Annotated in this window: 15 protein-coding genes; 9 read left to right on the top strand and 6 right to left on the bottom strand. The window is 59.8% G+C overall.

Annotation, left to right across the window (positions count from 1 at the left end; genetic code table 11):
• Positions 1-154 precede the first annotated feature (154 nt).
• The 7 genes from SD425_RS28145 (at position 155) to SD425_RS28115 (ending at position 9825) form a co-directional block, all read left to right on the top strand.
• Entirely contained in the window at positions 155-4573 is a 4419-nt protein-coding gene (locus SD425_RS28145) for a CusA/CzcA family heavy metal efflux RND transporter (protein ID WP_324680285.1), read from the top strand.
• A 29-nt stretch (positions 4574-4602) separates the two neighbouring features.
• Complete coding sequence (locus SD425_RS28140; protein ID WP_324680057.1) at positions 4603-5772, top strand: efflux RND transporter periplasmic adaptor subunit; 1170 nt, start codon at positions 4603-4605, stop codon at positions 5770-5772.
• Between the two features lie 3 nt (positions 5773-5775).
• Positions 5776-6198: a Fur family transcriptional regulator gene (locus tag SD425_RS28135; protein ID WP_324680055.1), complete on the top strand. Its 423-nt coding sequence runs from the start codon at positions 5776-5778 to the stop codon at positions 6196-6198.
• A gap of 82 nt (positions 6199-6280) precedes the next feature.
• Positions 6281-6895, top strand: a complete 615-nt coding sequence (locus tag SD425_RS28130) for a hypothetical protein (protein WP_324680052.1) — start codon at positions 6281-6283, stop codon at positions 6893-6895.
• A 51-nt stretch (positions 6896-6946) separates the two neighbouring features.
• Entirely contained in the window at positions 6947-9085 is a 2139-nt protein-coding gene (locus tag SD425_RS28125; RefSeq protein ID WP_324680050.1) for a heavy metal translocating P-type ATPase, read from the top strand.
• Positions 9086-9314: 229 nt separating this feature from the next.
• Positions 9315-9494: a hypothetical protein gene (locus tag SD425_RS28120; protein ID WP_324680049.1), complete on the top strand. Its 180-nt coding sequence runs from the start codon at positions 9315-9317 to the stop codon at positions 9492-9494.
• A 79-nt stretch (positions 9495-9573) separates the two neighbouring features.
• Positions 9574-9825 carry a DUF305 domain-containing protein gene (locus SD425_RS28115; protein WP_324680047.1) on the top strand — a complete coding sequence of 84 codons (252 nt, stop codon included), beginning with the start codon at positions 9574-9576 and terminating at the stop codon, positions 9823-9825.
• Between the two features lie 152 nt (positions 9826-9977).
• On the opposite strand, the gene SD425_RS28110 is transcribed toward SD425_RS28115, so the two are convergent.
• Positions 9978-10409, bottom strand: coding sequence for an arsenate reductase ArsC (locus SD425_RS28110; protein ID WP_324680046.1), 432 nt, complete (start codon positions 10407-10409; stop codon positions 9978-9980).
• A gap of 111 nt (positions 10410-10520) precedes the next feature.
• On the opposite strand from SD425_RS28110, the gene SD425_RS28105 reads away from it, so the two are divergent.
• Both SD425_RS28105 and SD425_RS28100 read left to right on the top strand, forming a co-directional pair.
• On the top strand, positions 10521-11663 hold the full coding sequence (locus SD425_RS28105; protein ID WP_324680044.1) for an RsiV family protein: 1143 nt from the start codon (positions 10521-10523) through the stop codon (positions 11661-11663).
• Between the two features lie 724 nt (positions 11664-12387).
• Positions 12388-12813 carry a hypothetical protein gene (locus tag SD425_RS28100; protein ID WP_324680042.1) on the top strand — a complete coding sequence of 142 codons (426 nt, stop codon included), beginning with the start codon at positions 12388-12390 and terminating at the stop codon, positions 12811-12813.
• Positions 12814-13195: 382 nt separating this feature from the next.
• On the opposite strand, the gene SD425_RS28095 is transcribed toward SD425_RS28100, so the two are convergent.
• The 5 genes from SD425_RS28095 to SD425_RS28075 all read right to left on the bottom strand — a co-directional run bounded on the left by SD425_RS28095 (position 13196) and on the right by SD425_RS28075 (position 21942).
• On the bottom strand, positions 13196-14866 hold the full coding sequence (locus tag SD425_RS28095; RefSeq protein ID WP_324680040.1) for a glycoside hydrolase family 28 protein: 1671 nt from the start codon (positions 14864-14866) through the stop codon (positions 13196-13198).
• Between the two features lie 19 nt (positions 14867-14885).
• Entirely contained in the window at positions 14886-15113 is a 228-nt protein-coding gene (locus SD425_RS28090) for a pectinesterase family protein (protein WP_324680039.1), read from the bottom strand.
• 46 nt (positions 15114-15159) lie between these two features.
• Positions 15160-16803, bottom strand: coding sequence for a RagB/SusD family nutrient uptake outer membrane protein (locus SD425_RS28085; protein ID WP_324680037.1), 1644 nt, complete (start codon positions 16801-16803; stop codon positions 15160-15162).
• Positions 16804-16824: 21 nt separating this feature from the next.
• Positions 16825-19875 carry a TonB-dependent receptor gene (locus tag SD425_RS28080; RefSeq protein WP_324680035.1) on the bottom strand — a complete coding sequence of 1017 codons (3051 nt, stop codon included), beginning with the start codon at positions 19873-19875 and terminating at the stop codon, positions 16825-16827.
• A 237-nt stretch (positions 19876-20112) separates the two neighbouring features.
• The gene (locus tag SD425_RS28075) at positions 20113-21942 is read right to left on the bottom strand and encodes a RagB/SusD family nutrient uptake outer membrane protein (protein ID WP_324680033.1); all 1830 of its coding nucleotides are present in this window, start codon (positions 21940-21942) and stop codon (positions 20113-20115) included.
• Positions 21943-21956 lie beyond the last annotated feature (14 nt).

Below are 21956 nucleotides of genomic sequence, written 5' to 3'. Positions count from 1 at the left end.
GGCCTGCTTCGGTATGGAGCAGCCCTGCCCGGTTTTCCAACGTGTGACGTTGGCCCCCGGGTGCGTCGTGGCCACGCCGTTTCCGCTCTTAACAGCCGGAACCGCCTCGCCGCAGGGTTTTCACGGAAGTGTTAGACCTAACCCCCACCAGCGGATGTTCGACCGGCTGATTCATTTTTCCATTCACAACAAGCTCCTTATCGGGCTGCTAACCCTGGCGTTGGTCGCCTGGGGCGGCTATTCCCTGAGTCGATTACCCATTGATGCGGTACCCGATATCACCACCAACCAAGTCGTGGTCTATACGGTGGCCCCTTCGCTGGCCGCGGGGGACATTGAACGACTCGTTTCCTTTCCCATCGAGCAGAGCGTGGCCACCATTCCCGGCCGGGAAGAGGTGCGCTCCTTCTCCCGCTTTGGCCTCTCCGTGGTCACGATCGTCTTCGAGGACCCGATTGACATTTACTGGGCTCGCCAACAAGTGGCCGAGCGGTTGCGCGAAGCGGAAAGCCAGATTCCCGCCAGCATCGGCCGGCCCGAAATGGCGCCGGTCACCACGGGCCTCGGTGAAGTCTACCAGTACTTAGTGCGCGCCAAACCCGGCTACGAAAAGAAGTACGATGCCCGCGAGCTGCGCACCATTCAGGACTGGATCGTCCGGCGTCAGCTACTGGGCACGCCTGGCGTCGCGGATGTTTCTTCCTTCGGTGGCCTGCTGAAGCAGTACGAGATTGCCCTGGACCCTACCCGGCTCCGCTCTCTCAAGGTGACAGTGGATCAGGTCTACCAGGCCGTGACCCGCAACAATCAGAATGCGGGCGGCGCCTATATCGACCAGAAGCCCACCGCGTATTATATCCGCACGGAAGGCCTCGCCGAGAATGCGGCTGACCTGGGCAATATCATCGTGCGCAGCACGCAAGGGGGGATGCCCGTGCTGGTGCGCGACGTGGCCGACGTGCGCCTGGGCTCGGCCGTGCGCTACGGAGCCATGACCCGGAATGCCGAGGGCGAAGTCACCGGCGGCATCGTGCTCATGCTTAAAGGCGCGAACGCAAACGAAGTGATCCAAGCCGTGAAAGCGCGCATGGCGACCGTGCGCAAGTCGCTGCCAGAGGGGGTGACGATCGACGTGTACCTGGACCGCTCCGACCTGGTGGGGCGCGCAATTCACACGGTCAGTCAGAACCTGATCGAGGGGGCCCTGATTGTGGTGTTCGTCCTAGTGCTCTTCCTGGGTAACTGGCGAGCAGGCCTCGTGGTCGCTTCCGTGATTCCACTGGCCATGCTCTTTGCCATCAGTATGATGCGCCTGTTTGGCGTGTCCGGTAATCTGCTCTCCTTGGGCGCCATCGACTTTGGCCTCGTGGTGGATGGGGCCGTGATCATTGTCGAAGCCATCGTGCACCGCCTGCAGCACCACATCGGCACGGCCTCCCACCCCGAAGGCGCTCACGGGGAGCTCACCCGCACGCAGATGAACGAGGCCACTTACGAGGCAGCTTCCAAGATCCGTTCGTCCGCCGCCTTCGGGGAAATCATTATTCTGATCGTCTACTTGCCCTTGCTAGCGCTCACGGGTATTGAGGGCAAGATGTTCCGGCCCATGGCCGAAACCGTCGCTTTTGCCATCATCGGGGCGTTTATCCTCTCGCTGACCTACGTCCCGATGGTCTCGGCCCTGCTCTTGAGTCGGGCCACGGAACATCGACCTACCTTCTCCGACCGCATGATGCGCTGGTTGGAAGCGCGCTACCAACCCGTACTGGAATGGAGCCTACGCCATAAGGTGGGGGTATTAGGGGCAGCCGTCGCCCTACTGATTGGGGCCGGGCTCTTGTTTCGCACCTTAGGGGGCGAGTTCATTCCCCAGCTCGCCGAGGGAGACTTCGCCATTGAGATGCGCACGCTCACGGGCTCTTCGCTGAGCTACACGGTCGAAAAGGGACAACAGGCTGCCGCCATTCTCCGACGCCAGTTTCCGGAAGTAAAGGAAGTGGTCGCCCGGATTGGGGCGGCGGAAATCCCGACTGACCCCATGCCGGTGGAAGCGGCGGACGTGATGGTGGTCCTGGAAAAAGACCAACGCAAGTGGACCTCCGCCCGCACCCAGGAGGAATTGGCCGAAAAAATGGCCGAAGCACTGGCGGTCATTCCCGGCGTGACCTTCGGTTTTCAGCAGCCCATTCAGATGCGCTTCAACGAGCTGATTTCGGGCGCCAAGCAGGACGTGGTACTCAAAATTTACGGCGAGGACTTGCAGCAGCTCAGCCGCTATGCGGCGCAGGCAGCGGCGCAGGCTCGCGGGGTAGCAGGTGCCCAGGACGTGTACCTGGAGCAAGTCACCGGCCTGCCCCAAATTGTCGTTAAGCTGGATCGTAACCGTCTGGCGCGCTTCGGCCTAAACGCGGACGAAGTGAACCGCACCGTGCAGACCGCATTCGCCGGGCAGAGCGCCGGGCAGGTGTTCGAGCAGGAGCGTCGTTTCGACGTGGTGTTGCGCTTGGCACCGGAACTGCGTCAGAACATCAGCAGCGTGCGCCAGCTGCTGCTGGCCACGCCCACCGGCGAGCAGATCCCCCTGGAGCAGGTAGCGGCAGTGGAGGTGCAGGAAGGTCCTAACCAGATCCAGCGCGACGATGCCAAGCGCCGGATCTCGGTGGCCTTCAATGTGCGCGGCCGGGACGTGGAAAGTGTCGTGACCGAGTTGCAGGGCAAAATAGACCGGCAGCTGAAGCTGGCGCCGGGTTACTACACTACCTACGGCGGGCAGTTCGAGAACCTACGGCAAGCCACCGAACGCCTGCGCATCGCGGTGCCCGTGGCCCTATTGCTCGTTTTCGTGCTACTCTATTTCACGTTCGGCTCGCTGAAGCAATCCGTTATGATCTTCACCGCCATTCCCTTGTCGGCCATTGGCGGGGTACTAGCCTTGTGGCTGCGGGACATGCCCTTCAGCATTTCGGCCGGCGTCGGCTTTATTGCGCTGTTTGGGGTAGCCGTCCTCAACGGGATTGTACTCATTGGTTACTTCAACCACCTAAAGGCGGAAGGGCTGACCCATCTCTATCACCGCATCCTGACGGGCACGCAGGTACGCTTGCGACCCGTGTTAATGACGGCTACGGTGGCCTCGCTGGGCTTTCTGCCCATGGCGCTGAGCACCTCGGCCGGAGCCGAGGTACAACGCCCCCTGGCGACGGTCGTCATCGGGGGGCTGGTCACCGCGACGCTGCTGACGCTGCTCGTGTTGCCGGTGCTCTACGCGCTGGCGGAGCGAACGGCTATACCGAAGGGGGAGCAACAGGCGCAGCCAGCGGCGGCCGTACCGGTGCCAGGCATTGTGGTGTTCTTGCTGGGTGGGTTGCTGGCCGCGCCAGTCCGTGCCCAAGGGCCTATGACGGCTACCCAAGCGGTGGGGCAGGCCCTACAAGCGAATAGTACGGTGCAGGCGGCCCAGCGCTCGCTGGAAGCGCAGCAGACGCTGCGTCGCACCACCTTCGACGTCGGCCGCACCACCCTGGTCGGCACCTACGGGCAAGTGAACTCTCCGCTGCCCGATCAGGTGCTCAGCATTGGCCAAACGCTGGCCCTGCCGGGCTACTACAAAGCGCAAGCAGCGCTTAGCCAGGCGCAGATCGGGGGGCGGGCGCAGCAACTAGTGCAGGTGCAGGCCGAACTACGCCGGCAGGTACGCCTAAGCTACGAGCAAGCCGTGTACGCCCGCCATCAGTTGCGAACGTTGCGCGGGCAAGACAGCATCTACTCGGAGTTTCTCCGCTCGGCCCAGCTCCGCTTTAAGACTGGCGAGGTAGCCCGCCTGGAACCCGCCAACGCCCTGATTCAACAAGGAGAAACACAAAACCTCGTGGCGCAAGCAAAGGCAGACTACGCCATTGCGCAGCGGCAGCTGCAAGCGTTGCTGCAAACCCCGCAGCCGGTGGTTATCGCCGACAGCGTTCTGCACCTGCTGCCGCTTCCCCCCACCCCAGCGGACACGGCCGCGCTGGCGGCTACGCCCCAGGCCCGGGTGCTGCAACAGCAGCTAACCGAGCGCCGCGCGGCCACGCGGGTGGAACAAGCACAAGGACTACCACAACTCACGGTGGGCTACACCAACCAGTCGCTGCGGGGGACCTACGAACTGGAGGGCCGGACGACTACCTACGGGGCCGGCGACCGGTTTCAGAGCGTGCAAGCAGGCGTCGCTGTTCCGCTGCTGCGGGGGCCACAAAAGGCCCGCGTACAGGCGGCCCGGCTCCAGGAGCAAGTCGTGGCCAGCATGTATCAACGCTACCAGGTCGAAGCCGCCGCCCAGCTCGCTGAGTTGGGCTTACGCCTGCAGCAGCAGCAGCAGCGGGTGCAGTTTTATGAGCAGACCGGCCTGCCCCAAGCGGACGTGATCGTGCGCCTCAGCCAGCGGGCCTACAAGGCGGGCGAAACCACCTATTCCGAATTGCTGCTCAACCTGGAGCGGGCCCTGAGTGTGCGCACCGCCTACCTGAGCGCCGTGCTTCAGCACAACCAAACCATCATTGAGCTGGAGTACCTGCTGGGCGCGACCGCCCAGTAAGTTTCCGGTTCGTTCTGACTTGCTATCCCATGAAAAAGATTGTAGTGCTCGTGCTACTGGGCCTGACCCTGCAGGCCGGCTGCACGGCGAATAAAAAAGAAACCCTCGCTACCAGCACCGAAGCCAGCGAAACGGCCGCCGCGGCGGAAGGCGAAGAAACTGATTTGGTGACCCTCTCGCCGGCTGAGCAGCAAGCGGCCAGTATTCAAACCGGACGTGTCACCGGCCGACCCATGGGGGCGGGCCTCACGGTAACGGGCACGCTGGACGTGCCCCCGGAGAGTGCCGTGTCCATCACCGCCCCACTCGGGGGCTTCGTCGACAACACGCAGTTGCTGCAAGGCACCCGGGTGCGTAAAGGCGAGGTGCTGGCCACCATCCGCAACCCCGAATTCGTGACCTTGCAGCAGGAGTACCTGGAGACGCGGGCTCGCCTAGCGTACGCCCGTACCGAGCTGGCCCGGCAGAAGGAGCTCTACGAGCAGGAAGTCGCCCCGCAGAAAAACTATCAGCGGGCCCTGGCTGACTTCAACGTGCTGCAGGTGCAAACCAACGCGCAGGCCGCCCGGTTGCGGCTAGCGAATCTGCCCGTGGGCGGAGCGATTGTGCGAACGGCGGCTATTCGTGCCCCCCGGGCCGGCTTTGTGCGGACCGTGAACGTGACCGTCGGCCAGGCCGTGACGCCGACTGATGCCTTGTTTGAAATTGTCGACCCCGAGCACCTGCACGTGGAGCTGACCGTGTTCGAGCGCGACGTGGCGCGGGTGCAGAAAGGGCAGCTGATTCGCTTTACCCTGGCCAGTGATTCCACGGGCACCCGCCGCGAGCGGACCGCGCACGTGTACCTTGTGGGCCGGGCCATTGGCGCCGACCGCACCGTGCGCGTGCATGGTCACCTGGATCAGGAAAACGATCCCGCCCTGCTGCCGGGCCTGTACGTGCGCGCTACCATTGAAACGGGCCGTAGTGAGGCGTCTGCTTTGCCCGACGCGGCCCTGGTGCGTTTTGAAGGCAAGAACTACGCGTATGCGATCGAAGCCCCCGGGCGCTACCGCATGGTGCCCGTCACCCTGGGCCGTAGCGAGGATAACTTCACGGAAGTCACACTGCCCGACGCGGTGCCGATCACCACGACGTTCGTGACCGGTGGCGCCTATTCGCTACTAGCCAAAATGAAAAACGCCGAAGAAGAAGAGTAAGCCATGAGGAGCCCCCTGGAAGATATCCTGATCGCCAAGCAGATTACGCCCACGGCCATGCGCCTGCTGGTGCTAGAAGTGCTGCAACAACACGCGGCGGCTCTCAGCCTGGCCGACGTAGAGCAGCTGCTCCAGCCCGCGGACCGAATTACCGTGCACCGGACCCTGAAAACCTTCACCGACAAAGGGTTGGTACACCGCATAGAGGACGGTAGCGGAGCCGCCAAGTATGCGCTCTGCGAGCCTACTTGCACACCCAAGCTGCATCAGGACCTGCACGTACATTTTTTTTGCACGAGTTGCCGCGAAACCAGCTGCCTACCCACGGTCGCCGTGCCGACCATTGCCCTCCCCGGCGCGTATCAGGTGCAGGAAACCAGCCTGGTGATGAAAGGTCGGTGCCCCCGCTGCGCTGACAGCGACTGAAACAATGCAATAGTATTGCATTGCCGGGCGAGCGAATTTTGTCAGCTCAACCGGCGGTACACTTCCCTGACGCCCCCGCCTCATGCTTGAACTGCTCACCGGTACCCTTTTGCTCAGTCTGCTGCACGCCACGATTCCCAACCACTGGGCGCCGGTGCTAGCGGTGGCACGCGCTGAAGGCTGGCCGGTGCGGCGGGCAGTAGCTGTAACAGCCGTAGCCAGCTTGGCACACGTGTTGAGCACCATCCTCATCGGCTTGGGGCTCGGTCTGTTAGGCTGGCGGTTGTCTAGCCAGCTCACTCAGGCCGCAGGCGGACTGGCGCCTTTGCTGCTCATTGGTATCGGCCTGCTCTACGCCTTTTCCAGGCCGGGCCATACGCACCCCGATCCGGTTCCTGTGACCCCGCACCGCACCCGGTGGCGGGTGGTACTCGGGCTAGCAGCCACCATGTTCCTGGCACCCTGCCTCGAAATTCAGACCTTCTTCCTGGCAGCCGGCACCCACGGCCCGGCCGCGCTAGCCCTGCTCATGGGCGTGTACCTGCTGGCATCCATGTCGGCCATGTGCGCGCTGGTGGCGTTGGCTCACCGAGGCCTTGGACATCTCAAGCTGGATGGCGTAGCGCGCTACGAGCGGCAGCTGACGGGCGCGGTGCTGGTGCTGGTGGGCGTGGCCGCCTTTTTCATGGACTGGTAGTGCCCAAAGTGCCTCACCCTTTCCTATTCTGACCTTTCATTATTGACCCTCATGCCTGACCCTTCATCTAATAACCTCGACGAAGAGCTCAACACCGCCAAGCAGGTGCAGCCCGAGAACGCGGGCGCGCTCACCCGGGCGCAGCTCACACCCGACGCGGCGACGACTCCCCAGGGCCACGACGTGGCTGGCCACGACCATGCCCCAGCCGAAGGTCACCACGACCATGCCGGTCACCACCACGACCCCGGCGAGCTGAGCCTTGAGGAGGACGATGACCACGTGGGCCACGACCACGACGGACACAACCACGGCCCAGCTGGCGACAACCCCTACCTGCTGCCGAGTATCAGCTTCGCGCTGCTACTGCTGGGCATCGCGCTGGACTACTACAAAGTTGACTTTTTCAGCAGCTACGTGCGCCTAATTTGGTACGGGCTGGCCTTCGTGCTGGTCGGGTGGAATGTGGTGAAAGCTGCGGTACTCAGCATTCCCTCGGGGAACATTTTCAACGAATTTCTGCTCATGAGCCTGGCCACGCTCGGCGCGTTTGCGATCGGCGAGTACCCGGAGGGGGTAGCCGTCATGCTCTTCTATACGGTCGGCGAGCTGTTTCAGGACGCGGCCGTGAACCGCGCCAAGCGCAGCATCAAGGCCCTGCTCGAAATTCAAGCCACCGAAGTGACCGTGGTGCGCGGCGGCCAGCCCCTGGTGCTCGACCCGAAAGCGGTGCAGGTGGGCGACGTAATGGAAGTGAAGCCCGGTGAAAAGGTGGCCCTCGACGGGACGTTGAACATGACAGCTGCCAACTTCAACACAGCGGCGCTCACGGGCGAGTCCGCCCCGCAAACCAAGCAGCCTGGCGAAGCGGTGCTAGCGGGCATGATCAACCTGGAATCCCTGATTCAGGTCACGGTGACGGCCGCCTTTAAGGATACCAAGCTCTCGAAAATCCTGGCGATGGTGCAGGATGCGGTGGGCCGCAAGGCCAAGACCCAGCAGTTCATCACCAAGTTTGCCAAGATTTACACGCCCATCGTGGTGGGGCTAGCCGTGCTGCTTCTGGTGGTGCCCTACTTCGTGGTGAGCGACTACGTGTTCCGCGACTGGCTTTACCGGGCCCTGGTGTTTCTGGTCATTTCCTGTCCCTGCGCGCTGGTCATCAGCATTCCACTGGGCTACTTCGGCGGCATCGGTGCGGCCTCGAAAGCGGGCATTCTATTTAAAGGATCCAACTTTCTGGACGTGCTACGCGAAATCGACACGGTGGTGATGGACAAGACCGGCACGCTCACGCAGGGTGTGTTTGCCGTGCAGCAGGTGCAGCCCACCCCGGACACTACGCCGGCGCAGCTATTACGCCTAGTCGGGGCCTTGGAGACAAAATCGACGCACCCTATCGCCAAGGCGGTCGTCGCCCATGTGGGGGCAGCCGTGGCCAGCATGCCTGTTAACAACGTAGAGGAAATCGCCGGCCACGGCCTGCGCGGCCAAGTAGACGGCCGCGACGTGCTGGCCGGTAACACCAAGCTGCTCACCAAGTTCGGCGTGGCCTACCCGGTGGAAGTTGACCAGGTAGTGGATAGCATCGTGGTGGCCGCCGTAGACGGCCAGTACGCTGGCTACCTCACCGTAGCCGACGCTCCGAAAGAGGACGCAGCCCAAGCCGTGCAAGAGCTCAAAGCCGACGGCATCACCAAGCTCGTGATGCTTTCGGGCGACAAGGACAGCATCGTGCAGCGCGTGGCCCAGGAGCTAGGCATCACCGAAGCCCACGGCGGGCTACTGCCCGAAGACAAGGCCCATTACGTGCAGCAGTATATCCGCGAGGGCCGCAAACTGGCCTTCGTGGGTGATGGGGTAAATGATGCGCCGGTGGTGGCCCTAGCCGACGTGGGCATTGCCATGGGCGGGCTAGGCTCAGACGCGACCATCGAAACGGCTGACGTGGTGATTCAGACCGACCACCCGAGCAAGATTGCCACCGCCCGCCGCATTGCCCGGGCTACCCACAACGTCGTCTGGCAGAATATTTGGCTGGCCTTCCTCGTCAAGGGTATCGTCTTGGCCCTGGGAGCCGGCGGCGTGGCGACCATGTGGGAGGCCGTGTTTGCTGATGTGGGCGTGGCCCTGCTGGCCATCCTCAATGCCGTACGTATTCAGCGCATGAACTTTTCCAGCAAGCCGTAAGGCTATAATTATGACGTGCTGGTGCACATCGAATCGACTACGTAGGCCTCTTTCATTTCACGCATGAGCCTTCGCCCCATTTATGTTGCTCTGCTGCTGGTCCTTGGCCTTAGCGGTAGCAGCTGCCAATCCCGTCATGATACCGACGAGCACGAGCTTAAAGTCCAGGGAAAGCTGAAGCCAGCCCCTGTGGAAGCGCCTCCTTCGCTGCGCGACACGCTGCAAGTTATTGGTTCAGCAACTCGATACGGTGCAGCGCATCGGATGCAGGGACAAGGACTTTGCCCGGCTGCTGGAAGTCCACCACGCGGGAGCCCAACGCTTGGCGGGCGTGGAAGCATCCTATGGCAAAGACTCCACACTAAAGACCCTGGCCCAGCACGTACTCGTCGGTATCATGACGGGATAACCACCTGCTGACGCTAGCGCTGACCCGGGAACCGCCCGTAGGTCAGGAATACCGCCCAGGGAATGCCAAGGACCCGTTTGTGCGACGCATCGCGGCAGCGCTAGCGCCGCTACGCCAGCTGCCGCCCCTGCCTGGCTCCATGGATGGAGACTTTGCCACGCTTATGCAGCTGCATCATCGGAGTGGGGTAGCGCTGGCACAAACGGAACTAGCATTCGGCAAAAGTGCGGAGCTAAAAAATGCGGCCCGCGACATTGTTCGCGACGAACAGGCCGAAGTCAAGCAGTATCAGCGCTGGCTCAAAGCCCACCCAGGCCTGTCCTCCTATTAACGCTATGCATGGTGTTAACTGTGCTAGTTTTCTTCCCTACCGCCCCTGGTGGCTGAGCGTGGTGCTGTGTTGCTGAAAGCGCCACCATTCAGTCTTCATAATATTTAGGGATAGCGATTTTTAGGGCCTCGCCCATAATGATCCCCTACGGATTACGACTGAACAAACTGAGCCCGAACGAAATCGTGTGCATACGTTTTGATCTGATCGCGTACGGCGCGAAACTGATTCAGCACCTCTCCCGCACTGCCGGTTGCTTTCGCAGGGTCCGGAAAGTTATGGTATAGTTTCCGAGCGGTCGAAGGGAAGACTGGGCAGACCTCATTGGCATGGTCACACACTGTAATAACATAGTCGAAGGGCACGTGCGCGTACTCGTCGACGTGATTGCTGGTGTGCTGGCTGATGTCAAGGCCATCCTCGGCCATCACCTGTACCGCCCGTGGGTTGAGCCCGTGCGTTTCGACGCCAGCACTGTAGACCGTTGCGTGGTCACCTAGTTCTTGTTGCAAATAGCCGTGCAGCAGTTGACTACGGCACGAGTTGCCTGTGCACAGGACCAGGATATTCTTCGGGGTTGACATGAGGGAAGGATCGATTAATTAGTGGTAGGACCGTTTCAATGAACTTTCAAACAGTGCGTAATGGTACCTAATAGATTAACGATTTGTCGGTTTGAGGGCCTATGTCTTGTCTTGCTCGCCAGCGCTTGCCAGCCTAACCAACCCTCCGAACAGACGGGTCGGGCCGATACCCCTACCCAAGAAATTCCAGCAAACAGCGACGTCGCGCACCCGGTAGCAACTCCTTTCTTAGGAACCCGACGCTACACGGGCCAGGTAGGCTCGTACCCGGTGGTAATAGAGCTGACATTTGGCGATACGCTTACTACCGGCTCCTACTATTACCCGCGACATGGGCAACCATTGGAACTGCGCGCGACGCGAAACCTGCTCGGAAAGCCCCTGGTCTTGCGGGAAGTAGTCGGCGATAGTCTGCTGGCTACTTGGCAGGTGGCTATCGCCGCTGGCCCACAACTGCGGGGCACCTGGCGCAGCGCTGACGGGAAGCGCACGCTGCCATTCGCGCTGCGGGAAGATTACCGCGACGCCGTGCGCTACGCGTACGAGTCATACTCCGCTCAGTCCTCCCAGGCCCAGGATAGCGCGGACTGTGGGCGTACCGGCGTGAACCCGAGTCTAGAACTGGATGTGGTACACTTGCTGGACAGCGAACACCGCCCCGCCTTGCAACGGGTGCAGCAGCGGCTGCTGCCCGCGCCGTACGGGCGGCTGCAGGCGTACGTGGAAGGGCAAGTAGCAAACGGAAACGGGAATTGTGCCGAGACCAAGCAACAAGCGCAAGTCACTTACAACGGCTACCAACTGCTTTCCGTCAACTTGTTCGAGGCGTACTTCGAGGCGGGCGCCGACCACCCACGTCACCAAATGACGCCCTCAACCTTTGACCTGCGCACGGGTCAGCAGGTGTACCTGCGGGATCTGCTGCGGCCCGGATACGAGCAGCGCCTGCGGAGTCTGCTCACGAAGCGTTTGCAGCAAGATGCGCTTTACGGCGATTTTTACCAGGAGGAGGGCGGTCTCCCCGGCCAGCCGTTCGAGCGATGGCTGGACAAGGCGGGCCGCCCCCAAACACTGGTGCCTTTGCCCCACAATAGCTTTTGTCTCACGCCGGCGGGGATAGAATTTGAATGGGGAGAATACGAAATTGGCCCCTACGTCATCGGGCCGCAGACAGTAGAGATGAGCTTTGACGAAATGCGTCCCATGCTACGGTCAAACAGCGCGCTGCGGGACGTGGTGGTGCGTTTCAAGTAAGCGTGTGTAAATAATTCGCTCGTTTCGCTGAACAACTAACTCGTCTTTGAAGCCGCTGCGGGTAGGGCTTTCAGGTGACAAAAAGCTTCTTTGTAAGCTAATTTGTTCATGGAAGATCATAGTTTTACTGAGCAACTGAGGCGAAAAAATGCTCCTATTCTACAGCGACGTAGATTCTCGGTACTGCCGATGCGAGACTAGCTGTTCACCCAAACGAGGCTTACTAAACCAACAAAACAGGTGGAAATTGTCAATTTACTTCATAACAAGATAGTTTTAGTTGACCAGCCGCTCCAGACTAGGAGCAGCCTTAGCACGAACACTCCGCTAGACCACCGTTTTGTTTTCATCCCTATCTAACGAACGAAGTACCCCGTTCACTATACGGCGCCTTGATACGCTAGAAGAAATAGCAATTTTCGAGAAAGGGACGTGGCTGTTGCTGAACTCTGCGGCTCATTCGATAAGCGAGCGCAACGAGTACAGAAATTGACTAAAAACAGATTTAAGGCTAGGTTGCGGGACTAATTTAGGCACGAGCAGCCTTGCGTGAGGTCTTGGGCTGAGTTCTGCAACAGCCATAAACGGTTTATACGCAGTTTCAATATCCTCCTAAACAAGCTGTAAAGGCGGTTTTCTTGGCTTAACTTCGGCCTCGTTTTTTGCGCAGTTGCAACACGCTCGTTTGGTAGCGTGTTCAGCCTATTCTATAAAGCTTTTCTGTATGCCCTCTGATTTACTGGCCGATCATGTGACGTGGCAATTCCATCCACAGTTTAAGATGTTGATTGCCCGCTGGCAACGCTCGCTTACAGCCGAACAGCAACAGCAGGTATACGCGGCCTTACTGCCGATCGCTCAACAGCATGAGAACTGCCGCTACTGGCTACTGGATGTGCGGCGCCTGGCGGCGGCCCCACCCTTGCTACTGAGTTGGGCCGTGGAGGTGTACCAATCTACCCTCGCCCCCACGCTCGGCGGACCGGTGTATGCCGCGTTTGTGACCGTGCCCCATCAGCAGGAGAATATTGACAGCTCAGCTATGCACACTTTAGTCGCCAAGGCCAACACACACCACTATTATCCAGTGTTCTACGATACAGAAGCGGCGGCTGTTAACTGGCTACAAGTTCAGCAGCAACGTCCCTGAAAGGCCATACACGGCTAGCTTGTTCTCTTGTAAGAAATGTTCGAATTACCCACGAAAAACGGTTCCTAAAATCTGCATTCTAGGGACCGTTTGCTTAGGAACGAAAGCGTTCAGCAAAGTATTGTGACTGTTTTAGAAATCTATTGGTATTCTGAGAAACTATGTTTAATCCATTGTTTACGGAGAACAAGGGCAGCAAGGTCTATTTTAGCCTGTTTCAAACGCTTTTCTGTCCAGCAGATTCCCTATTGAGCGTTCTGCAACAGCCATGTTAATTTAAGTGAACAAGACAGTTGAAAATAGTCCTCTAGTTGAAAGAGAGCTGTTTTTGTTCGGCCTAGCTGGTAAAGAGCCGTAGCCAGTGTTAAATGCCGCCTGCATCTTAGCTTTTTACCTTGAGCGCCTTGACACTCGCGCCGGCTTTCGCCTCGATGGGCGTGCGTCCTTTGCCCGCCTCGGTGCGAGCGGCGGTAATCTTTTCGGTGCGGTTGCCGCTCACGCTGAACAAAGCCTGGTTAGTAGGCGCGTTTACTTGCATGCCGTCGAAGCTGATGTTGCGGCTGTTTTCCACGTACACCACGGGTGCTGCCGCTTTGGTTTCGAGCCGCAGATTGCTGATGCGAATGTCTTGGGCCTCAATCAGCTCCACACCCTTGTTAACCTTTAAGACGAGGTGGTCGAGGCTGATTTGCCGGACGCTCATTTCGGGCAGGCCCCGCAGGAAAATGCCACGCTCAGCCCCGTCGCACACGACGTTGCGGATGGTGAAGTTCTGAAAGCGCGGGGTGGCTTCCGTCACAGCCGGAACCGACTCGGGTGCTGCTTGGCCGTCGGCTAGCTTAGCGGGCGGCTTCATGAAGTAGTACATGTCGAACAAGATGGCGTCGTGCACAATGTCCTTCATGGCGATGTTGCGCACGTGGATGTTCTCCACCACGCCGCCCCGGCCGCGGGCCGTTTTGAAGCGCAGCCCGATGTCGGTGCCCATGAAGGTGCAGTTCTCCACGAACAGGTTGCGGGCCCCGCCCGACATTTCCGAGCCAATGACGAAGCCGCCGTGCGCCCGGTACACCACATTATTGCGAATCAGCGCGTTTTCGGTGGGGATGCCACGCTTGCGGCCTTCCTCATCTTTGCCCGATTTGATGCAGATACCGTCATCGCCTACGTCGAAGGTGCTGCCTTCCACCAGCACGTTGCGGCACGATTCGATGTCGAGCCCGTCGCCGTTCTGGGCGTAGTCGGGGTTGCGGACTAGCGCGTTGCGCACGGTCAGGTCTTGGCACATGATCGGGTGCAGGCACCAGGCCGGCGAGTTCTGAAAGGTCACGTCCTGAAGCAGCACCTTTTTGCAGCTGGTGAGCACCACCATGTTGGGCCGCAGGTAATCCTTTACGGCCTCGTACTCGGCTTTGGTCCGGCCCGGCGCGCTAGCATTCGGGGTTTTGGCACCGAGCCGCGACTTTTCCGAAGGGTACCACACCTTGCCGTCCTCACTGACCGAGCCACCCGAGGCTACCTTGCTTTTCCACTCCCGTTCCGTCAGCTTGTCGCGGCCCACCATGCGCCAGGCATCGCCGTTGCCATCGACGATGCCGTGCCCGGTAATGGCCACGTTCTCCAGCCCCGTGCCCGAAAGCGGCGACTGGTTGCGGTAGGAAGGCTGGCCTTCGTAGCTGCCCAGCACCAACGGGTACTGGTTGAAGTCGGCGGAGAACTGCAACACGGCGGCCCGCACCAAGTGCAGGTTCACGTTGCTTTTCAACTCAACGGGCCCCGTCAGCCACAATCCTTGCGGCACCAGCACCACGCCTCCGCCCTTGCTGCTGCAATCGGCAATGGCGGCGTTGATGCTTTGCGTGTTCAGCGTGAGGCCGTCGGGCTTGGCGCCGTAGCGCGTGATGTTGAACGTATCGGCTTTGAAGGTGGGCTGCTGCGCCGTCGGCAGGTGCGACCAGGAAAACTCGGTGGACGACTGTGCGTGAGTTGACTGTGCAGCGCCTAACAGCGCGGCCGTCAGCAGCGCCACGGGCAGGGAGAGAGAAAGCTTCATGGCGAAAACCTAGGTTGAGCTATTGCTGGGCAGCCGTTGAGGACGGCGTTGGTTTTGTTTCGGGCAGCCAAGGCTCAGCGCCCGCGAAGATGTTTTTGAGCGTGTATTGTTTGGCCTCCTTGTTGGTAAGCTGTTTGCTCCACTTCACTCGGTCTTTGGTGTTAGCACCGGGACCCTTCGACTGGTACTCGGCGTAGTAGGCAGTCTTTTCATTGTCAGGCTGGAGATGCTTCAACAGGCTCAGCATGACGGACAGTTGACTAACCTATAAAAGCTAGGTTAGTCAATTGGGCCTATTGATAACCAAGATTTTGCGTGAACTCACTCTTGTTGGTCACGGCATCTAGCTGCGTTTGCGGAATGGGCCGTAGCGTGTGATAGGATTGAATGTTCACCGCATTATCTGGCGAGTAGAGTTTGATGCGGTCCACTAGCTTGCCGGTGCGCTTTAGGTCAAACCAGCGGAGCTGCTCGCCGGCCAGTTCACGAGCCCGCTCATCCAGCATAAAGTCCAGGGACATTTGCGCGGCATTCACCTGCATGGCGGCGGCGCGGCCGGGTTTGGCGGCGCGGGTGCGCAGCACGTTCACGTAGTCGGCAGCGGCTTGCGTGTTACCTAGCTTCAGCTGCGCTTCGGCGGCAATCAGGTACACTTCGGCCAGTCGGATGACGAATACGTCGCGGGCACTTTGCGCTTCGTTCAAGCTGGGCCGGGTGGGGTCCATAAACTTGGTGAGGCTAGGGTAGCGCAGGCCGTCTTTCACCGTGCCGTTGGCGTTGTAGATCTTGCTGCGGTCCACCGTCTGGTACTTGCGGGTGGCCTCATACGCATCCGGAACTTCGCGGCGGGTACAGTACACGGCCGTGTCGCCCAGGGCCATGCCGGCGGGCCGGGTGGTAGAGTTGGCGTACCACACCTCGTTGAAGGAACCTTCGTAGCGGGCGTCGTTGGTGCTGTACAAATCGAGCAGGAAGCGGGTGGGCATGTAGCGGTTGAAGGGACGCCCGTTCGGGATGTCGCGCACCATGCCGGGCCGGTCGTCGTACTTCATGATGTACAGCAAGTGGGCGTTGTTGCCGCCTCGGCCGTGTCCGTAGGGGTTAAACGTGGTGTTAGCGAGGTCGTTGAGAGCTAGGTTAGACGAGTAATCCACGACGTAGATGGCTTCCCGGGTTTTCAGATTGCTCATCTTCCACAGGTCAGCGTAGTTGGGTTCGAGCCGATACGCAGTGTTGGCTATTACCGCCTGGGCCATAGTCAGGGCTTCCTGGTTCATGCCCCGCGTCAGGTAAATGCGCGCCAGAAAGGCCTGCGCGGCGCCTTTGGTCACTTTGCCATATTGCGGCTGGGTAGCGGGCAGCTTGTCGACGGCTGCGAGTAAGTCTGAGATAATCAGCTCGTAAAACGTACTTTCGGGCGTGCGGTTAGCGGTAGAAACTACCCCACTGGTTTCCTCAGTGGTGAAGTGCACGCCGCCCCAGGTTTCCACGATGTGCCAGTAGTAGAAGGCGCGCAGAAACCGCAGCTCGCCCTCCCGAATGGGCCGCAGCGTGGCCGAGAGGCCGGCTTTGTCAATGCGGGCTAGGCCGCCGTTGCACAGGTTCACGGCCGCGTACAGCTCGCGCCATTCGGTGGCCAGGTACGTATTGGTGCCTTGCAGGTTGAGGTACTGGCTCAGGCCTCGGTCGGTGTCACCAGAGGCACTGGTCCAGATGTCGGTGCCCATTTCGGCAATGTTGTGGGCTTCCTCCTTGCCGTACCACCAGCGCTGGTACGAATACGCCGCATTGACCAAGGTTTCGAAGCCCTCGGGCGTGGTGTACACGGTGTCGGCGGTCAGCCCGCTCGGGTTATATTCCTCGAGCGTTTTGTCGCACGAAAACAGCGTGAGCAAGGAGAGGGTTAGCACCCCCTTTTTAGTGAAAAAAGCTTTCATGGGATGGATGGGATGCTAGGGTTAGAACGTGGCATTCAGACCAACTACATACAGCTTGGTCATGGGGAAGCTTTCGCCGCCGCCCCGCTCCGGGTCGTAGTTTAGCTTGGTGAAGGTGTACAGGTTCTTGCCCGTCACGTACAACCGAACCCCGCTAATCGCCTTGGGCAGCAACGTCTTAGAGAAGTTGTAGCCGATCGTAACATTCCGGATGCGGCCAAACGAGCCGTTCTGGTAAGCCAGCGTGGAGAGGTATTTCCCGCCCCCGTTCTTGTTGGGGCGCGGGTAGGCATTGGTCGGGTTTTCGGGCGTCCAATAGTCGAGGCCGGCCGTGCTGTTGCCAATGCCCTGGTAGTCGAAGCGCGCCGAGCGGTCGGAGTTAATCATCTGGCCGATGCGGGCGTAGATGAAGAAGTTCAGGTCAAAGCCCTTGTAGCGTATCGTGTTATCAAGACCGCCGCTCCACTTCGGGCGCGGGCTGCCCAAGATGATCCGGTCGTTGATGGCGTCAATCTTGCCGTCGCCATTCTGGTCCTTTACCTTGATTTCGCCCGGCACCTGGGTGGGCTGGATTTTGGCGGCCTGGTCGGCTTCATTAGTTTGCCAGATACCTAGCTTCTCGTAGTCGTAGTGCACGCTGATGGGCTGCCCGATAAACCAGCCATTGCCCACGTCGTTGCCATTGGTTACGAGTTCGGTAATCTCCTCTTTGTTGCGCGTAAAGGTGAGCGTGCTGGTCCAGGTCAGGTCTTTGGCTTTGATGTTGGTGCTGGTCAGCGAGACTTCCACGCCCCGGTTGCGCGTGCGGCCGATGTTCTGCTTCACCGTGGTTACGCCCGTCGTGGGAGGTAGGCCCCGATCCAGCAGCAGGTCGCGGGTGCGGGTGTCGTAGTAGTCGACAGAACCCGCCAGCCGGCCATTGAATACACCCACATCTAAGCCGATGTTCTTGGTGTACGACAGCTCCCAACCGAGGGCCGCGTTGCCCACGTTGCGCGAAAACGTGTAGGCCGGATACGGCACGTCGTCGTAGCCAAAGGCAATGCGCGTGAGCGTGGTCTGGGTGGCATAGGGCCCGGAAGGGTCGTTGCCGGCCACGCCGTAGCTGGTGCGCAGCTTTAGGTCGGTCAGACCTTTGATACCCTGCATAAACGGTTCATCCACAATACGCCAAGCGAGGGCGGCCGACGGAAAGAACGTCCATTTGTTGCCCACCGCCAGCTTCGACGATCCGTCTTCGCGGGCCGTCACCGTCAGCAAATATCGGTCGCGGAAAGCGTAGTTGATGCGTGCCGCAAACGATACCAGGTTGTTCTGCGAATAAGCCGAGTTGATCTTGATTTCCTCGGTGGCGCTACCCAGCGCGTAGAAAAGCTGCGAAGGCAGCAACTGGTTGACGCCCGAGGCCGCTGCGTTGTCGGAGGTGTTACCTAGGTAGCTGGCGATGCCCGTCACGGTGAGGGCGTGCTTGCCAAACTCCCGCTGGTAAGTAGCCACGTTTTCCCAGTTGATGCCACGGCTGTTGCTGGTGTTGTACGTAGCCAGCGACTTGCCCGAGAGTGACCGGTCGATGGATTTGGGCGACATATACGCGCCGTCGCGCGCCGACGACAGGTTGACCCCTAGCGTGCTGCGAATCATGAGGCCCTGCACGGGCGTCAGTTCCACGTAGCCGTTGGTCAGCGTGCGCGTGGTCAGCACCTGCCCCTTAAACACATTCGGTTGCTCGTCCGAAAGGGGGCTGGCGGTTTGGCCGTCCAGCATGATAAAGTTGAAATTGCCGTTGGCGTCGTAGAGCGGACCTAGGGGACTGATCTTGTTGGCTTGGTTCAGCGGGTCGCGCCGCACGCTTTGGTTGTAGTACGTCAGCTGGCTTTGCAGGCCCACCTTCAGCCAATCGGTGGCGATGAAGTCGACGTTGAGGCGGCCGGTGTAGCGCTTCAGTTCATCCATTTTCAGGATACCCTTTTCGTTGAAGTAGTCGACGGAAACGTACCCCTTCAGGCGGTCGGTACCGGCCCGCACGCCCACTTGATAATCTTGTTGGAAGCCGTTGTGAATGAGCTCATCCTGAAAGTCCGTCCACACGCCATCCTGCAACGCCTGGTACTCGGCTCCGTTGGTGAAAATGGCGGGGTCGTCGGCCGGGCTCTTCCACACGCCGGCCGCGCGCCACGCTTCGCGCTTCAGGTCACGGTAGCCGTACAGGTCCATGGCCTTTGGGTACATCGTGACCTCCGAAACGCCCGCGTAGGTGTTAAAGGAGATTTCCGGCTTGCTCGACTTGCCCTTTTTGGTGGTAATCAGAATGACGCCGTTCGAACCGCGCGAGCCATAAATGGCAGTCGACGAGGCATCTTTCAGCACGTCCATCGTCTCGATGTCGTTGGCGTTGATGTCCTGCAGACTGTTGTACTGAATGCCATCGACAATAATCAGGGGCGAGTTATTGCCGCCGATAGAGCGGTTGCCGCGGATATTAATGTTGACGGCCGCCCCAGTCTGACCACTGCTCCGGGTGATATCGGCCCCCGCAATCTTGCCCTGGGCAGCTTCTAGCACGTTGGCGGCCGGAATTTCCTTCAGCTCCTCGCCCTTGAGTTGGGATACAGCTCCGGTCAGGTCCTTCTTGCGCACGGCCCCGTAGCCGATTACCACGACCTCGTCGACGGCATTAGTGGAGGGAGCTAGGGCCAGTGTAATCGTTTTCCGATTGCCGACCACTATGTCCTGGCTTTTGTAGCCGATGTAGGAAAAAGTAAGCACCACCTCGCCGGTTTCGGGCACCGTCACCTGAAACTTGCCGGCTACATCGGTGGTCGCGCCCTGCTTTGTGCTTTTTACCACGACGGTCACGCCGGGCAACGGCTCATTTTTCTCGTCGGTCACAAAACCGGTTATCACCCGGTCAGCGAATGAATGGGCAGCCTCTTCGGCTGCCCATTCATTCGCTTCGTGGCTGCCACGCGCCAGCGAAACCGACGGGCAAGTAGCCACCAAAAACAGCGAAAGAAATGATGTACAGGTTAGGTTTCGCCAAGCTCCCGTGGGGCGAGCAGGCGTTAGCCTCATTGGTAAAAGTAGTTTTCTTCTCATAATAGTGGGGATTTTAGTGGGCGCTGTGTGTGAGAAAGATTGTTAGTGTCGATACCGGCCCCATTATAGCTTAGGCGATTTTCGCGAATCGCGCAAGCTATTAGAGCTGTAGAAGAGCCCAGCTAGGCTTAAAAAATAAAAGGCAGCCTTATAAAGAATTCCCTTACAAGGCTGCCTAGGTAGTGGCTTTCCTGCGTCCCACCGCGAGGGCCACTAGTAGCCGTAGTTCTGCTTCAGGTTCGGATTGGTATCCACGACGGTCTGTGGGAAGGCGAGCAATTCGTCGCCGGTGCCGGGCACGTAGGCCGAGGCTACGTCGGCAATGCTGGTGGCCGTCACGGCTTGTCGCCAGCTCACGCGCCGAGCGGCGTAAGTCGTGCCGTTCACGGTCACGTTGAAGGTAGTGGCCGTGCTGGGCGCAGGCCGGTATAAGGAACGGGCGTAGCGCAGCTGCTCCGGCATGATGTTGTACTCATACAGGTACTGCGGCACCCTGGCGTAAGCCCCCGTGCCACTCATGAAGGCAGTCAGGTTGGCTTTGGTCTCAGCAATCTTGGTAGCCAGCAAATTCCAGCGAATCAGGTCGTACTTGCGGATGCTTTCCCCGCCAAACTCCAGCCACCGCTCGTTCACCAGCGCTGTGAAGAAGGCATCTTTCGTTCCCGTCTGACTAACGGGCAGCGCCTTGTAAGTGGCGGCAGGGAAGGCTCTTTTCCGAACTTCTTCCAAGGCTTGCACCGGCGTGGTGCCATTGTAAGCCGCCGTTGGGCCGGCCAACTCATTTTGGGCTTCGGCAAACATCAGCAGCACATCGGCAAAGCGCACCACGGGCCAGTTCATCCCTAGGTTCTGTGAGGTGCCGGACAGCAGCGGCACGCGCCAGTCGCGGCGGAACTTGCCGTCAGTGATGCTAGTGGCCGTCACGCTGTTGAGGGTGTTGGGCGTAGCATCCACGGACCGGTACAGGGTGATGGTCACATCCCGGCGGGTGTCGGTGGAGTCGAAGGCGTAGAAGTAGGTGGGCAGAATGCTGATGGCCCCACCCGTCTGGCCCCAGCGCGAGAGCTGCGAGAGACGCGGTCCGTTGTTGAAACCTAGCTTGCTGTCGGAAGCCGCCGAGCCCGAGCCCATGGCTACCTCAAACATGATTTCGCCGTACTGCGTGTCAAACTTCAGCCCCGAAACGTTGCGCCAGATGGTTTCAAAGCTAGGATTGAGCGTATGCTGGTCGCGGTTGCGGATGAGCGTATCGCACTCGGCCCGCGCAACGCGGTACGCATCAAGGTAGTCGCCGGCGCGCACCATCTTGCCCTCCCGCGACTGGTAGCCGCCGCGGTATAAGGCAATGCGTGCGCGCAAAGCTTTCACGGCCCCTTTCGTGAAGCGTTCATACGCATTATAATCAGCCTGATTGCGCCAGGGCAAGTAGCGTGAAGCTAGACCTAGGTCGTCTAGTAGTCGGTCGTAGATGATGTTGCGGTCGGTAGACGCAATGGCGACATCACCGTTCAGTGGCGCCGGCTCGAAAGGGGCCGGCACATCGCCCCAGTTGCGCGTAATTTCCAAGTAGTAGAGTGCGCGCAACGCCAAAGACTCAGCATACAGCCGGCGTAGCTGCTGTTGCTCCTGCAGCGTGCCGCTCGTAAACAGGGCCATTTTGGGAATCTGCTCGATGCAGATATTCGCCCGCTCCACACCTTGATACAGGGTGTTAAACGGCGCCGTTAGCTCTGTGGTACCAGCCGTGACTCGGTAACGATTCACGTCGCGGCTGCCACCGTCTGGCGCGCCAGCGCGGTTCTGGCCTTCATCGGTGTCATAGGCATAGCCCGTTGAAAGCCGCACGCCGTAGCCGTTGTCGCCAGAAAGTGGGTCGTAGGCTCCGATGACGGCGCTATTCACGTTGGAGACGCTGTTGAACGTCATCTCGTTTGTGTAGGCCGAACCCGGAAGAACGTCGAGGTAGTCTTTGCAGGAGAAAGTGCCTGCTGCCGCCGCCAAGGAAGTCGCAGCCAAGAGGGCGCGGAAAAAATAACGTTTCATATGAAGTAGCGGTG

This window comes from Hymenobacter sp. GOD-10R, from assembly GCF_035609205.1.
In the GTDB taxonomy this organism is placed as follows: Bacteria; Bacteroidota; Bacteroidia; order Cytophagales; family Hymenobacteraceae; genus Hymenobacter.
This window is presented reverse-complemented; position numbering and strand designations above follow the sequence as displayed.